This window comes from Sinorhizobium sp. KGO-5 (assembly GCF_036245905.1).
GTDB lineage: Bacteria > Pseudomonadota > Alphaproteobacteria > Rhizobiales > Rhizobiaceae > Sinorhizobium > Sinorhizobium meliloti_A.
In genome coordinates this window covers 112,489-126,380 of the sequence record NZ_BDIZ01000003.1, presented here as the reverse complement: position 1 = coordinate 126,380, position 13,892 = coordinate 112,489, and the positions used below count along the sequence as shown (strand labels likewise).

Sequence of the window (13,892 nt, the reverse complement as noted above, 5' to 3'; positions counted from 1 at the left end):
ATTGGGAGGTCGGTTCATGGCGCAGGAATTTCCAACACAGGCGCGGGTCGTCATCATCGGCGGCGGCATCATAGGCTGCTCGGTCGCCTATCATCTCACAAAGCTCGGCTGGACCGACGTGGTCCTGCTGGAGCAGGGGCAGCTCAGCGGAGGCACCACCTGGCACGCGGCCGGCCTTGTCGGGCAGTTGCGCAGCCATGCCAACATGACCGGCCTCATCCGATATTCGACGCAGCTCTACAGCGAGCTGGAGGCGGAGACGGGCCTTGCGACGGGCTGGAAGAATTGCGGCTCGCTCGCCGTGGCGCGCACGACCGATCGCATGACCGTGCTGAAGCGGACCGCAGCATCGGCGCGGGCGCAAGGGGTTGCCGTCGAGGTGATCTCACCGCGGGAAGCCGCCGATCTCTGGCCGGTGATGGCGATGGACGATCTCGTAGGAGCCGTCTGGCTTCCCGGAGACGGCAAGGCCAATCCGACGGACCTCACCCAGTCGCTGGCGAAGGGAGCGCGCAACCGCGGCGCCCGCATTATCGAGCGCGTGCGCGTGACGGGCATCACGGTTAAGGACGGGACGGTCCGTGGCGTCGAGACCGATGGGGGGAATATCGCCGCCGAAATCGTCGTCAATTGCGCCGGCCAGTGGGCGCGCAAGGTCGGGCTGATGTGCGGCGTGACGGTCCCTCTGCACTCGGCCGAGCACATGTATATCGTCACCGGAAAGATCGAGGGGGTGCATCCCGACCTGCCGGTGCTGCGCGACCCGGACGGCTACATCTATTTCAAGGAGGAAGTCGGCGGTCTCGTCATGGGCGGCTTCGAACCGGAAGCCAAGCCCTGGGGCATGAACGGCATTCCGGACGATTTCGAATTCGCCTTGCTTGCAAATGACTGGGACCAGTTCGAGATCCTGATGCAGAACGCGCTGGTGCGCGTGCCGCAGCTCGAAACGGCCGAGGTCAGAAAATTCTACAATGGGCCGGAGAGCTTCACGCCGGACAATAATTTCATTCTCGGAGAGGCACCGGAACTGCGGAATTTCTATGTAGGAGCAGGGTTCAATTCCATGGGCATCGCCAGCGCCGGCGGCGCCGGGCGGGCTCTTGCCGAGTGGATCGTCAACGGTGCGCCGACAATGGATCTCTGGCCGGTCGACATTCGCCGCTTCGCGAGCTTCAACAACAATCCGCGCTGGCTGCACGACCGGGTGAAGGAAACGCTCGGACTGCACTATGCCATGCCATGGCCGAACCGCGAGCTGCTCACAGCGCGACCCTTCCGGCGCTCGCCGCTCTACGACCGGCTTGCCTCCAAGGGTGCATGCTTCGGCTCGAAGATGGGCTGGGAGCGCGCGAACTGGTTTGCCGAAGCAGGCCAAATACCGGAAACGGACTATGCCTTCGGTCGGCAGAACTGGCATGAGGCGGTAAAGCGAGAGATGAACGCGGCGCGACAAGCTGCTGGGATATTTGATCAAACTTCATTTGCCAAATTTCTCGTGCAGGGGCCCGACGCAGCGAAGGCGCTCAACCGCATCTGCGCCGCGGACGTCGATGTCGAGGTCGGCCGGTCGGTCTATACGGGCATGCTCAACGAACGGGGCGGCTATGAAAGCGACCTGACGGTGATGCGGCTCGCGGTCGACCGGTTCCTCATCGTCACCGGATCCGCGCAGGCGGTGCACGACGCCGACTGGATCCGCAGGAACACCTCACCGGACGCCCACGTCACCCTCACCGACGTGACATCGGCTTACGCGGTGCTGGCCCTGATGGGACCGAATGCACGCGACATACTCGGGCGGATCACGTCCGCTGACCTCTCGAATGCAGGCTTTCCCTTTGCGACCATCCGCGAGATCGACATCGGCTACGCGACGGCCTACGCCAACCGAATGACCTATGTCGGCGAACTCGGCTGGGAACTGATCGTGCCCAGTGAATTTGCCGTGGGCGTTTACGAGGCATTGCACCAGGCGGGGCGCGATCTCGGGCTCGTTGATTGCGGCTATTACGCTCTCGAGGCGCTCCGCATCGAGAAAGGCTTTCGCGCCTGGAGCCGCGAATTGACGCCTGACATCAATCCTCACGAAGCGGGGCTCGCCTTCGCCGTATCGTTCGACAAGCCGGGCGGATTCATCGGCCGCGAGGCTTTGATCCGGGCAAAGCAGGTCGGCGCCCCCTTCAGACGCATCGTGCAATTCACCTTGGATGATCCCGAGCCGATGCTTTGGGGCGGGGAGCTCATCCTGCGTGACGGCAAACCTGTCGGCGAAGTCCGCTCAGCCGCCTATGGCCACACGCTCGGGCGTTCCGTTGCGCTCGGCCTCATAGAACATGGAGAAGGGGTCGACCGCGAGTTCATCGCAAACGGGAGTTTCCAGATCGACCTTGCCGGTGAGCGCCACCCGGCGACCGCTCACCTGAAGTGCCCCTACGATCCGAAGTCAGAACGCGTGCGGGCGGATGCCGGGGAGCCGCGAGCCGCCGCCTGAAGCGGGCAGCTCCATTCACCTCTCCGCCAGCGAGCGGGCAATTTCGAAGAAGGCGCGCACGAGCTTTCCGCCGCTGCGCTCCTTCAGGCAGATCAACGCCTCGTCCATCAGCATTTCGGCGCCGACGATCTCGATCGGCGCGAGACGTCCGTCCCGGCCGAATTCCGCGGCTGAGACGAAGCCCACCCCGGCACCGGCCGCGACGATCTCCCGCACGGCCTCCCGACCCTCCGCTTCGATGGCCGGCTTCAGGGTGACGCCTGCGGCGGCCGCGAAATCCTCGAGCTTCTGCCGCGTTTTCGAACCGCGTTCCCGCATCACCAGCGGCTGGCCCGAGAGTTCCTCGAGGCTGACGGTGCTTCGCCGGGCGATCGGATGTTCGCTCGACGCGAAAGCGATGATCGGCGTCGAGTTCAGCGTGACGATGTCGAACTCCCGGCTCTCGGGAACCTCGCCGAGCACGCCGATGTCGGCCTCGTAGGAATAGAGGCTGGTGATGACCGTTTCCGTGTTGCCGGCCCTGAGCGAGATCTGAACCGACGGATATTTCTGACGAAAGGCCGCAAGGATGTGAAGCAGATGGTGGGCGGCGTCGGCGACGATGCGAAGCGTGCCGGCCCGCAACGCGCGCGATTCCGATAGCAGATCGAGCGCCTGCTGCTCGGTGTCGAACATGCGTCGGGTGATCTCCAACAGCTGGTGACCGGCCTGGGTCAGCGTCACCTGCTTCTTGTTCCGGTTGAAGAGGAGCACGTCATATTCCTCTTCCAGTTTGCGGACCTGATCCGACACGGCCGGCTGCGTGAGGAACAGCGCCTCTGCTGCACGGGAGAAGCCTCCACAAACTGCAACATTGTGGAACGCGCGAAGCTGGACGTACCGCATGGCCTCTCCCAATCATAAGCTGACCTGATCAAACGATAGAAACGAACGATTTGATTTATGTAAAGGGAAAAGTGACGGTCGTCGGATCGATATTCCGGAGAGATTGAAGATGGCTCTCGTTACTCTTTCGCTGCATCTGGCCGGCGCGACCGTGCTGCTGCTCTACGCGGTGCATCTCGTCCGCAGCGGCGTCGAGAATGCCTATGGCACGTCGTTGAAGCGTGTGCTGGCGAGGGGAGGGGAGCGCCGCATCTACGCCGCCGCAAGCGGCACGGTCCTTGCGGTCCTGCTGCAGAGCTCGACCGCCGTGGCGATGCTCGCTTCCGGTCTTTCGGCAAGCGGCTATCTTACGCTGAACACCAGCCTTGCCGTTCTGTTGGGAGCGGATTTCGGCTCGGCGCTGGTGGTTCGCGTTCTTTCCTTCGACCTGGGCTGGCTGTCGCCGCTCCTGCTTGCGGCCGGCGGACTGCTTTACCTGAAGGGCAGAAGCGACAAGCCCCGCGAGCTCGGCCGCATGCTGCTCGGCATCGGCTTCGTCCTCATGTCGCTGAAGCTGATCGGCGAGGCGACCTTGCCGTTGAAACAGAGCGACGTGTTGCCCGCCATCGTCGGCTATCTCGCGGAGGACCAGGTGACGGCCTTCGCGGCGGCGATGCTCTTCACCTGGATCGTGCATTCGAGCGTCGCGGTCCTGATCCTCATCCTGGGTTTCGCCGCGCAGGGGCTTCTGCCCGTCGAGGCAGGCCTGCCGCTGATTCTCGGCGCCAATCTCGGCAGCGGGTTGATCGCCATGTGGCTGACGCGCGGGTTTTCAGCCGAGGCGCGGCGCGTCGCGGCCGGCAATCTCCTTTTCCGGGCCTCCGGCGCCTTGATCGCCTTGCCGGCGATCGGCCCCTTGTCGGCAGAACTTCGACATCTTGGCGCAACCCCGGCGGAGCAGCTCGTCCATTTTCATCTGGCCTTCAACGCCTGCCTCGCGATTTTTTGCCTGCCGCTTTCGCAGCTTGCCGCCGGCGCCGTTACTTCTCTCATCAAATCGGATCTCAAGAGCTCCGAAGACGGCGACACGCTTGCCCGGAGAATCAGCGCGCTGGACCGGACTCTGCTCGACAGCCCCGACACGGCCCTCGCCGCCGCGACGCGCGAGGTGCTGTTCATGGGCGAGGTGGTCGAGCGGATGCTCTGTCCGGTGATGGAGCTCCTGGAGCATCCGAGCCCGGCGAAGATCGAGGAAATCCGCCGGCTCGACGGATATGTCAATCGCGCCCACCGCGACATCAAGCTCTATCTCGCAGCCATCCATCGCGGCGTGCTCGACGAGCGTCAGTCGCGGCGGGGTGTAGAACTCATCGACATCGCCATCAATCTCGAACATGCCGGCGACATCGTGTCCAAGACCCTGGTCGAAATCGCCCGCGACAAGCTGGAGAACGGCAACAAGTTCTCCGACGAGGGCTGGACCGAGCTCAAGGTGCTTCACGCCAGCGTGCGCGACAACATGCGTCTCGCTTTCAACCTGCTGGTGTCGGATGACCCGGCGATGGCGCGAAAGCTCGTCCGGGAGAAGGAGCGGGTACGCGCGCTCGTACGGGAAAGTCACGAACGGCATCTGGCGAGATTGCGGGCAGGGCGCCCGGAAAGCGTCGAGTCCAGCAACATGCACCTCGAAGTCGCACGGGCGCTCAAGGAGGTGAACTCCCTTCTCGCCACGCTCGCCTATCCAATCCTGAAACAGCGGGGGGATCTGCTCGAGAGCCGTCTTGCGCTTGTCAAAGGTTGATAAGCCAAATCTATGAATGAATATGAAATATCGATTTTACAGATACATATGGGATCGCCATCCTCGCCCATGTCCCGGCAGTTCTCAAAGGAGAGAAACCAGATGCCCGCAGATTCAAAGACGAATGAAGTTCTCGAAGCGCCGAGATTGGGCGAGCCGTACCTGCTGACGCCTGGGCCGTTGACCACCGCCTTTTCCGTAAAGGAGGCCATGCTGCGCGACTGGGGGTCCTGGGACGGCGATTTCCGGGGCATGACGGCCGAGCTGCGTCGCGAACTGCTTGCGATTGCGGGAGACGAAAGCGGCGAATACGACTGCGTCCCCATGCAGGGGAGCGGCTCCTTCTCGGTGGAAGCCATGCTCGGCAGCTTCATTCCCCGCGAGGGCAAGGTTCTGGTGCTGATGAACGGGGCCTACGGTCAGCGCATCGGCCAGACGCTCAAATATCTCGGCCGCACGCACGTCTCGATCGACAAGGGCGACTATATGCCCCCGCGCGGCAGCGAGGTTGCGGCGGCTCTCGACGCAGATCCGGCAATCACCCATGTCGTGGCCGTCCATTGCGAGACGAGCTCGGGCATTCTCAATCCCCTCAAGGAAATTTCCGAGGCAGTCTACAGTCGCGGCCGCAAGCTGCTGGTCGACAGCATGAGCGCCTTCGGCGCTGTGCCCGCCGGTGTCGATGACTTCCGCTACGAGGCGATCGTTTCCTCCGCCAACAAATGCATCGAAGGCGTACCGGGTTTCGGGTTCGTCATCGCGCGCAAGTCGGAACTGGAGGCTGCGAAGGATCGCAGCCATTCCTTGAGTCTCGACGTCCATGCGCAATGGGCCTACATGAACAAGACGGGCCAATGGCGCTTTACTCCGCCGACCCATGTCGTCGCCGCCTTTCTCGAGGCGCTGCGGCTGCATCGCAAGGAAGGCGGCGTTGCCGGACGCGGCGCGCGCTACGCGAACAACCGCGACGTCATGGTCGCCGGCATGCGCCAGCTCGGCTTCGAGACACTGCTAGGTGACGAGTGGCTCTCGCCGATTATCGTGACCTTCTTCAGCCCCGCCCATCCGAACTTCAATTTCGAGCGCTTCTACGAATTGATGAAGGCGAGGGGCTTCATCATCTATCCCGGCAAGCTCACCGTCGTCGACAGCTTCCGGATCGGCTGCATCGGCCAGATGGACGCGCAGGTGATGGAAAAGGTGGTTGCCGCCGCCGCCGAGAGCCTTGCGGAAATGGGCGTCGACACCGCCACCCCACCGGCGCTCGCGCTCGCCGAGCGCGCCCGCCTCGCCGCCTGACCGATTCCCCTTCCAGGAGCACAACAGATGAACCAGATGTCCAAGATTTCGGTGACGGTCAATGGCCGCCGCTATCCATGGCCCCGCGTGCCCGCAATTGCGATTTGCCTCGACGGATGCGAGCCCGCCTATCTCGATGCAGCGATCGACGCCGGGCTGATGCCCGCGCTGAAGCGCATCAAGGAACGGGGCGCCGTGCGGCTGGCGCACAGCGTCATCCCGAGTTTTACCAATCCCAACAATCTCTCGATCGCAACCGGCAGCCCGCCGGCGGTCCACGGGATTTGCGGGAACTACCTCTATGAGCCGTCGACGGGCGAAGAGGTGATGATGAACGATCCGAAGTTCCTGCGCGCGCCCACCATTTTCCAGGCTTTCTATGATGCAGGTGCCCGGGTCGCGGTCGTCACGGCGAAGGACAAGCTGCGGGCGCTGCTCGGAAAAGGGCTCCGTTTCGACGAAGAGCGCGCCGTCTGCTTCTCGTCCGAAAAATCGGACAAGGCGACCCGCGCGGAGCACGGGATCGACAATGCTTCCGCCTGGCTCGGCCGGCCGGTTCCCGAGGTCTATTCGGCAGCACTTTCGGAATTCGTCTTCGCTGCGGGCGTCAAGCTGCTCAGGGAGTTTCGCCCCGACATCATGTATCTGACGACGACCGACTATGTTCAGCATAAATATGCCCCCGGCGTTCCCGAAGCCAATTCCTTCTACGAAATGTTCGACCGGTATCTCGCCGAACTGGACGGGCTCGGAGCAGCCATCGTCGTCACTGCCGATCACGGCATGAAGCCGAAGCACAAGGCGGACGGCTCACCCGACGTCATCTATGTTCAGGACCTGCTCGACGAATGGCTCGGCAAGGATGCGGCCCGCGTCATCCTGCCGATCACCGACCCCTATGTCGTGCATCACGGCGCGCTCGGGTCCTTTGCCACCGCCTATCTTCCGGATGGATGCGACCGCGGCGAGATCATGGCAAGGCTGAATGGGATCCAAGGCATCGACGTCGTGCTCGACCGCTCGGAGGCGTGCCGGCGCTTCGAGCTGCCGGAAGACCGCATCGGCGACATCGTCCTCGTTTCATCCGAAAACAAGACGCTCGGCACCAGCGAGCACCGGCACGATCTGGCCGCCCTCGACGAACCGTTGCGCTCCCATGGAGGGCTGACCGAGCAGGAGGTTCCGTTCATCGTCAACCGCGGGCTGCCCGAACTCCCGAACGCGCCGCGTCTTCGCAACTTCGATGCGTTCTTCTACGCGGTCACGGCGGCGGCCGAGGCCGGTGCGGAGGGCGCGCTATGACGAAGGCGGAGGTCACAATCGCAGTGCGCCACGAACCGATGCGCATAGCCGGGCGCCTTATCGACACGGACGATCGCATAGAGGTCCGCTATCCCTGGAACGACACCGTCGTCGGCACCGTACCCGCCGGCCGCGCCGAACACGCAAGAGAAGCCTTTGCGATCGCGGCCGCCTATCAGCCGAAGCTCACGCGCTACGAGCGGCAGAAAATCCTGCTGGCGACCGCGGAGGCGCTGGCCGCCCGCAAGGAGGAGATTTCCGACGTCATCACGCTGGAACTCGGCATCTCGAAGGCTGACTCGCTCTATGAAGTCGGGCGCGCCTTCGACGTCTTTACGCTTGCCGGCCAGATGTGCATCCGCGACGACGGCGAGATCTTCTCCTGCGACCTCACGCCCCACGGGAAGGCGCGCAAGATTTTTACGATGCGCGAACCCCTGACCGCAATTTCGGCGATCACCCCGTTCAATCACCCGTTGAACATGGTGGCGCACAAGGTCGCACCGGCGATTGCCACCAATAACTGCGTGGTGGTGAAGCCGACCGAGCTCACGCCGATGACGGCGCTGCTGCTCGCCGACATTCTTTACGAGGCCGGCCTGCCGCCGGAAATGCTTTCGGTCGTCACCGGGTGGCCCGCCGATATCGGCATGGAAATGATCACCAATCCGCATGTCGATCTCGTCACCTTCACGGGCAGCGTTCCTGTCGGGAAATTGATCGCCGCCAACGCGCACTACAAGCGCCAGGTACTCGAACTCGGCGGCAACGACCCGTTGATCATCCTCAACGACCTGTCCGACGACGACCTCGCCAGGGCGGCCGAGCTTGCGGTCGCCGGAGCCACGAAGAATTCCGGCCAGCGCTGCACGGCGGTCAAACGCATTCTCTGCCAGGAGAGCGTCGCGGACCGTTTCGTGCCGATGGTTCTCGAACGGGCGAAGCGCTTGCGTTTCGGGGATCCGATGGATCGCTCTACCGATCTCGGGACCGTCATTCACGAAAAGGCGGCGGCACTTTTCGAAGAGAGGGTGATGCGTGCGGCGGAGGGGGGAGCCGACATTCTCTACCATCCCGGGAGAAGCGGCGCGCTCCTGCCGCCGATCGTCGTCGATCGGGTGCCGCACCAGTCGGACCTCGTGCTGGAGGAGACCTTCGGTCCGATCATACCGATCGTGCGGGTTCCCGACGACGACGAGGCAACGATCGCCCTGTCGAACTCCACGGCCTTCGGCCTCTCCTCCGGCGTCTGCACCAATGATTACCGCAGGATGCAGAAATACATAGCCGGTCTGAAGGTCGGAACGGTCAACATCTGGGAAGTGCCCGGCTATCGGATTGAAATGTCGCCCTTCGGCGGCATCAAGGACTCCGGAAACGGCTACAAGGAAGGCGTGATCGAGGCGATGAAAAGCTTCACCAACGTCAAGACCTTCTCGCTGCCCTGGCCGTAAGACAATCTGCCCCCCAAGTAGCAGCGAAAGGAGCGGCCCGATGGCCGCTCCTTCCATTTCGAGAACCTACGTGAAGCTATATAAGCTGAGACAATACTTATATAAAATAAATAGATTTTACTTATCGATCCATCCCCCGCAGATTTCCCAGGCAGCGCGGATTTCCAGGCGCGCAAGTCGCCGATACCGCCACAAAAGCTTGCCAATTCGAATGCCAACAAAAAGGGGAATTAGCATGCCGTTTTCAAAGATATTCCTGGGCGCAGCGACTGCCCTCATCCTCACATCTTCCGCCTATGCCGAGACGGAGCTCACCGTCTACACGTCCATCGAAGCGGTCGACCTCGACCGTTACAAGGAGACATTCGAAAAGGCCCACCCCGACATCAAGATCAACTGGGTCCGCGACTCCACCGGCGTGATGACGGCCAAGCTTCTGGCAGAGAAAGACAATCCGCAGGCCGACGTGGTCTGGGGTGTGGCTGCGACATCGCTGCTGCTGCTGAAGTCCGAGGGCATGCTCGAACCCTATTCTCCGAAGAACGTAGAGGCGCTCGACCCCCGTTTCGTGGATGGTGACAAGCCGCCGAGCTGGGTGGGTATGGACGCCTATGTGGCGGCTCTTTGTTACAATACGGTGGAGGCGGGGAAGCTCGGCCTGACGCCGCCAACCAGCTGGCAGGATCTCACGAAGCCCGAATACAAGGGCCATATCGTGATGCCCAATCCCAATTCCTCCGGCACAGGCTTCCTCGACGTCTCCGCCTGGCTTCAGACGTTCGGCGAAGAGGGAGCCTGGTCTTTCATGGACGCCCTGCACGAGAACATCGCCGCCTATACCCATTCGGGCTCCAAGCCTTGCAAGATGGCGGCATCAGGCGAAACCGTCATCGGCGTATCCTTCGAATTCCCGGGTGCCAAGGCGAAGACGTCGGGCGCGCCCATCGACATCATCTTTCCTTCGGAAGGATCGGGCTGGGAAGCCGAGGCCACGGCGATCATCGCCGGGACGGCCAATCTCGAGGCGGCGAAAACGCTGGTCGACTGGTCGGTCAGCAAGGAAGCGAACGAGATGTACAATGTCGGCTATGCCGTCGTGGCTTATCCCGGCGTCGCCAAGCCGATCGAAAATCTTCCTGACAACGTCGCCGACAAGATGATCGAGAACGACTTCGAGTGGGCCGCAAACAATCGCGCCCGCATTCTGAAGGAATGGCAGAAGCGCTACGACGCGAAATCCGAGCCCAAGTCCTGATCCGCATGCATCTCACGGGAACGTTCGGCGCTTAGCCACGGGCGTTCCCGTCAAGCCTCATCGAATGCCTATTGCTCAGGAGCTTGCGGATGAAACATGCAACAGCCCCCACGGAGCCGGCCATGCCCGCCTCCGCTATCCATCAGATCGAAAGACGGCCATTCCTCGAAATCGGCGGCCTCTGGAAGGCCTATGGCGATTTCGTCGCGCTGCGCGACATCGACCTTCAGGTGAAGGAGGGCGAATTCATCTGTTTCCTCGGACCTTCCGGCTGCGGAAAGACCACGCTTCTGAGGGCCATCGCCGGCCTCGACATCCAGTCGCGGGGCACCATTTGGCAAGGCGGGCAGGATATTTCCAGGCTACCGCCGGCGCAGCGGGACTATGGCATCGTCTTCCAGTCCTATGCGCTCTTCCCGAATTTGACCATCGAGAAGAACATCGCCTTCGGGCTCGAGAATATCGGCCGCCCGCGGCACGAAATCGCCTCACGCGTCGCTGAGCTTCTGGAACTCGTCGGCTTGGGCAGCCAGGGCCGGAAGTATCCGGCCCAGCTATCCGGCGGACAGCAGCAGCGCGTGGCGCTTGCCCGCGCCATGGCGATCTCGCCGGGCCTGCTGCTTCTCGACGAGCCCCTGTCGGCGCTCGACGCCAAGGTGCGCGTGCATCTGAGACACGAGATCAAGGAGCTGCAGCGCAAGCTCGGCGTCACCACGATCATGGTCACGCACGATCAGGAAGAGGCGCTCTCCATGGCAGACCGGATCGTCGTCATGAACCATGGCGGCATCGAACAGGTCGGTACGCCGACCGAGATCTATCGCCACCCGAGGACACTCTTCGTCGCCGACTTCATCGGCGAGACCAACCAGTTCCCCGCAACGGTCGGGAAGGGGGCGCAAGTCGAAATCGGTCACACGCGATTTGCCTGTGCCGAGCATCGGTTACCCCCGGGTTCGGCGGTCGTAGCCGCTGTCCGTCCAGCCGATATCATCCCGCACGGCGCCGCCGCCCATCGGGCGACCGGGCTCGATGCCGTCGGCAATGCGGACAATCTCATCGACGCCCATGTGGAGGATATGGAGTTTCTCGGCATGTTCTGGCGCACACGGCTCTCAGCCCCGCGCCTGAAAGAGAAGGCGCTCGTTGCGGACTTCTCGACAAACGCGGTTCGCCGCCTGAGCATCGAGATCGGCAGCGCCATCCAGGTCGAAATCCCGCAGGAACGCCTGCTCCTTTTTGCAAAGGCCTGACGCAAATGACGCTTGCTGTCGATTTCCTTCCGCCCGGCCGAGCCGTTCGCCAGCAGATTTCCGGCGACGACAGGCTCAAACGCGCAGTCATGCTCGTCGTCGGCATCTATCTGGTCGTTGCTCTTGCACTACCGCTCTTCGTGATGCTGTCGAAATCGTTCTCCACCTACACGTTCGATCTCCGCCAGTTCGAGTTCCAAGTGAGCGACCAAAGCGGGCAGGGGTGGAGCGATGCCGTTACCGCTGCGGCGCTCAATGCCGCCGTCGCCGCCTTCCCGGAAAGCGAGCTCAAGGCCAGCGCCGATGGTCGGCTGCAGGCGGCGAAGCTCTTCCCGGATTTCAGCTTCCGCAGCCCGGTCAGATATCGCATCCGCGGCACGAGCGACGAGGCGCACTTTCTTGCCGGTTCGCAGCTGGTGCGCGGTACCGAGTGGCAGGAATATGACAGCAACAATTTCCGCAGGGTAATGCTGCGGCCCTCGCGCTCGATCGGACTTTCCAATTTCGCCGAGTATTTTTCAACACCTTCGCTCGTCCGTTCGATCAGGAATTCGGTGACGATGGCGCTGATCAGCACCGCAGTCACGCTCGCCGTCGCCTTCGGGCTCGCCTATGCCCTGAACAGGAGCCGGATGGCGGGGAAGGGGCTGTTCAAGCTCATCGTCACGATCCCGATCCTGATTCCGTCTCTCTTGCCGGGTATCGCGCTCGTGTACCTGTTCGGAAATCAGGGCGTCTTTAATGATCTGTTGTTCGGCCATTCGATCTATGGCCCGCTCGGAATCGTCGTGGGCTCGGTATTTTTCACGTTGCCGCACGCCTTTCTGATCATATCGACGGCTCTCTCGGTCGCCGATGCCCGTCACTACGAGGCGGCGACGTCGCTTCGCGCAAGCAAGTGGCGGATCTTCTGGACGGTGACCGTGCCTGGTGCCCGATACGGCCTGATCTCCGCGGCTTTCGTGGTCTTCACACTGGTCATAACCGATTTCGGCCTGCCCAAGGTGATCGGCGGGCAATATGGCATGCTGGCCGTCGACATCTACAAGCAGGTGATCGGTCAGCAGAATTTCGAAATGGGCGCCGTCGTGTCGGTCATCCTGCTCGTTCCGGCCTTTGTGGCCTTCGTCGTCGATCGCATGACGCAGCGCCGGCAGGTGGCTTTGCTTTCCGCGCGCGCCGTCCCCTACGAGCCGAAGCCGCGGCGCGGTTTCGATGCGGCTTGTTTCGCATTCTGCTCCCTGGTCGCGGTCTTCGTCCTCGGGATGATCGGCATGTGCCAGGTTGCGGCGGTCGTGAAATTCTGGCCATACGACCTCAGCCCGTCGCTGCGCAACTATGCCTTCGACCTTATGGATGGCGGCGGCTGGGATGCCTATTACAATTCTATCCGGCTCGCTCTCATGACGGCTGTGATCGGCTCGCTGATCGTGTTCACCGGCGCCTACATGGTCGAAAAGACCAAGGGCTTCGGGCTCGGCAGGGCGACCTTTCATATGCTCGCAATGCTCCCGATGGCCGTGCCGGGCATGGTGCTGGGTCTTGCCTATATCTTCTTCTTCAACAGTGCCGCAAACCCGCTTCACGGCATCTACGGCACGATGACCATTCTGGTGCTGTGCACGGTCACGCATTTCTACACCGTCGCCCATCTGACGGCGCTCACTGCGCTGAAGCAGTTGGATCCGGAGTTCGAGGCAGTGGCGGGTTCTCTGAAGATACCTTTCTACAAGCTCTTCTTCCGGGTCACACTGCCGGTTTGCCTTCCTGCCGTGCTGGAGATCGCGATCTATCTCTTCGTCAACGCCATGACGACGGTCTCGGCAGTCGTGTTCCTCTATGCCACGGACACCAAGCTCGCCTCGGTTGCCATCCTGAACATGGATGACGCGGGCGACATAGCGCCGGCGGCCGCGATGGGCATGATGATCTTCTACACCAATGTGGCGGCCAAACTTCTTCATGCGTTTGTATCGCGGCTTCTTCTTGCCCGCACACAGGGCTGGCGGCGTGTATCGCAGAGTGCAGCGGCTACCGCTCCGCACTGACCGCCGCGCCGGCTAAGGTGACGTCACCCCCGGCTTTGTGGGGGTGACAAGTCGACGTTTCCAATCTCATTATTTCAGGTGGGGCTGACGGGCAGGCGCACGCCAAGCGTGCGGGGTGGAAA

9 protein-coding genes are annotated in these 13,892 nt (G+C 62.3%); 8 read left to right on the top strand and 1 reads right to left on the bottom strand.

From position 1 onward, the window contains the following. The first annotated feature begins 16 nt into the window (after positions 1-16). Positions 17-2,494 (top strand): GcvT family protein, encoded by a 2,478-nt coding sequence (locus BHD07_RS14630; RefSeq protein WP_338281153.1) that lies wholly within the window; start codon positions 17-19, stop codon positions 2,492-2,494. A 15-nt stretch (positions 2,495-2,509) separates the two neighbouring features. Here BHD07_RS14630 and BHD07_RS14625 read toward each other — a convergent pair whose 3' ends face one another. Further along, positions 2,510-3,379: a LysR family transcriptional regulator gene (locus tag BHD07_RS14625; protein WP_338281151.1), complete on the bottom strand. Its 870-nt coding sequence runs from the start codon at positions 3,377-3,379 to the stop codon at positions 2,510-2,512. Positions 3,380-3,488: 109 nt separating this feature from the next. Here BHD07_RS14625 and BHD07_RS14620 point away from each other — a divergent pair, with 109 nt between their 5' ends. From BHD07_RS14620 to BHD07_RS14590, 7 genes are all read left to right on the top strand, one after another. Beyond that, positions 3,489-5,159: a Na/Pi cotransporter family protein gene (locus BHD07_RS14620; protein WP_338281149.1), complete on the top strand. Its 1,671-nt coding sequence runs from the start codon at positions 3,489-3,491 to the stop codon at positions 5,157-5,159. A gap of 102 nt (positions 5,160-5,261) precedes the next feature. Continuing rightward, the gene (locus BHD07_RS14615) at positions 5,262-6,458 is read left to right on the top strand and encodes a 2-aminoethylphosphonate--pyruvate transaminase (protein ID WP_338281147.1); all 1,197 of its coding nucleotides are present in this window, start codon (positions 5,262-5,264) and stop codon (positions 6,456-6,458) included. A gap of 27 nt (positions 6,459-6,485) precedes the next feature. Then, positions 6,486-7,760: a phosphonoacetate hydrolase gene (gene phnA, locus BHD07_RS14610; protein WP_338281145.1), complete on the top strand. Its 1,275-nt coding sequence runs from the start codon at positions 6,486-6,488 to the stop codon at positions 7,758-7,760. After that, entirely contained in the window at positions 7,757-9,214 is a 1,458-nt protein-coding gene (gene phnY, locus BHD07_RS14605) for a phosphonoacetaldehyde dehydrogenase (protein WP_338281143.1), read from the top strand. Before phnA ends, phnY begins: the two co-directional genes overlap by 4 nt. Positions 9,215-9,449: 235 nt before the next feature. Continuing rightward, positions 9,450-10,469, top strand: coding sequence for a putative 2-aminoethylphosphonate ABC transporter substrate-binding protein (locus tag BHD07_RS14600; protein ID WP_338281141.1), 1,020 nt, complete (start codon positions 9,450-9,452; stop codon positions 10,467-10,469). An 89-nt stretch (positions 10,470-10,558) separates the two neighbouring features. Beyond that, on the top strand, positions 10,559-11,722 hold the full coding sequence (locus BHD07_RS14595; protein ID WP_338281139.1) for a putative 2-aminoethylphosphonate ABC transporter ATP-binding protein: 1,164 nt from the start codon (positions 10,559-10,561) through the stop codon (positions 11,720-11,722). A gap of 5 nt (positions 11,723-11,727) precedes the next feature. Beyond that, positions 11,728-13,770, top strand: coding sequence for a putative 2-aminoethylphosphonate ABC transporter permease subunit (locus tag BHD07_RS14590; RefSeq protein WP_338281137.1), 2,043 nt, complete (start codon positions 11,728-11,730; stop codon positions 13,768-13,770). Positions 13,771-13,892 lie beyond the last annotated feature (122 nt).

What these genes read in the sequence shown, in the direction of transcription:
- BHD07_RS14615 (WP_338281147.1), top strand. Translation starts at nt 5,262, where the DNA reads ATGCCCGCAGATTCAAAGACGAATGAAGTTCTCGAAGCGCCGAGATTG.
- BHD07_RS14600 (WP_338281141.1), top strand. Translation starts at nt 9,450, where the DNA reads ATGCCGTTTTCAAAGATATTCCTGGGCGCAGCGACTGCCCTCATCCTC.
- BHD07_RS14630 (WP_338281153.1), top strand. Translation starts at nt 17, where the DNA reads ATGGCGCAGGAATTTCCAACACAGGCGCGGGTCGTCATCATCGGCGGC.
- BHD07_RS14625 (WP_338281151.1), bottom strand. Translation starts at nt 3,379, where the DNA reads ATGCGGTACGTCCAGCTTCGCGCGTTCCACAATGTTGCAGTTTGTGGA.
- phnA (WP_338281145.1), top strand. Translation starts at nt 6,486, where the DNA reads ATGAACCAGATGTCCAAGATTTCGGTGACGGTCAATGGCCGCCGCTAT.
- BHD07_RS14590 (WP_338281137.1), top strand. Translation starts at nt 11,728, where the DNA reads ATGACGCTTGCTGTCGATTTCCTTCCGCCCGGCCGAGCCGTTCGCCAG.
- phnY (WP_338281143.1), top strand. Translation starts at nt 7,757, where the DNA reads ATGACGAAGGCGGAGGTCACAATCGCAGTGCGCCACGAACCGATGCGC.
- BHD07_RS14595 (WP_338281139.1), top strand. Translation starts at nt 10,559, where the DNA reads ATGAAACATGCAACAGCCCCCACGGAGCCGGCCATGCCCGCCTCCGCT.
- BHD07_RS14620 (WP_338281149.1), top strand. Translation starts at nt 3,489, where the DNA reads ATGGCTCTCGTTACTCTTTCGCTGCATCTGGCCGGCGCGACCGTGCTG.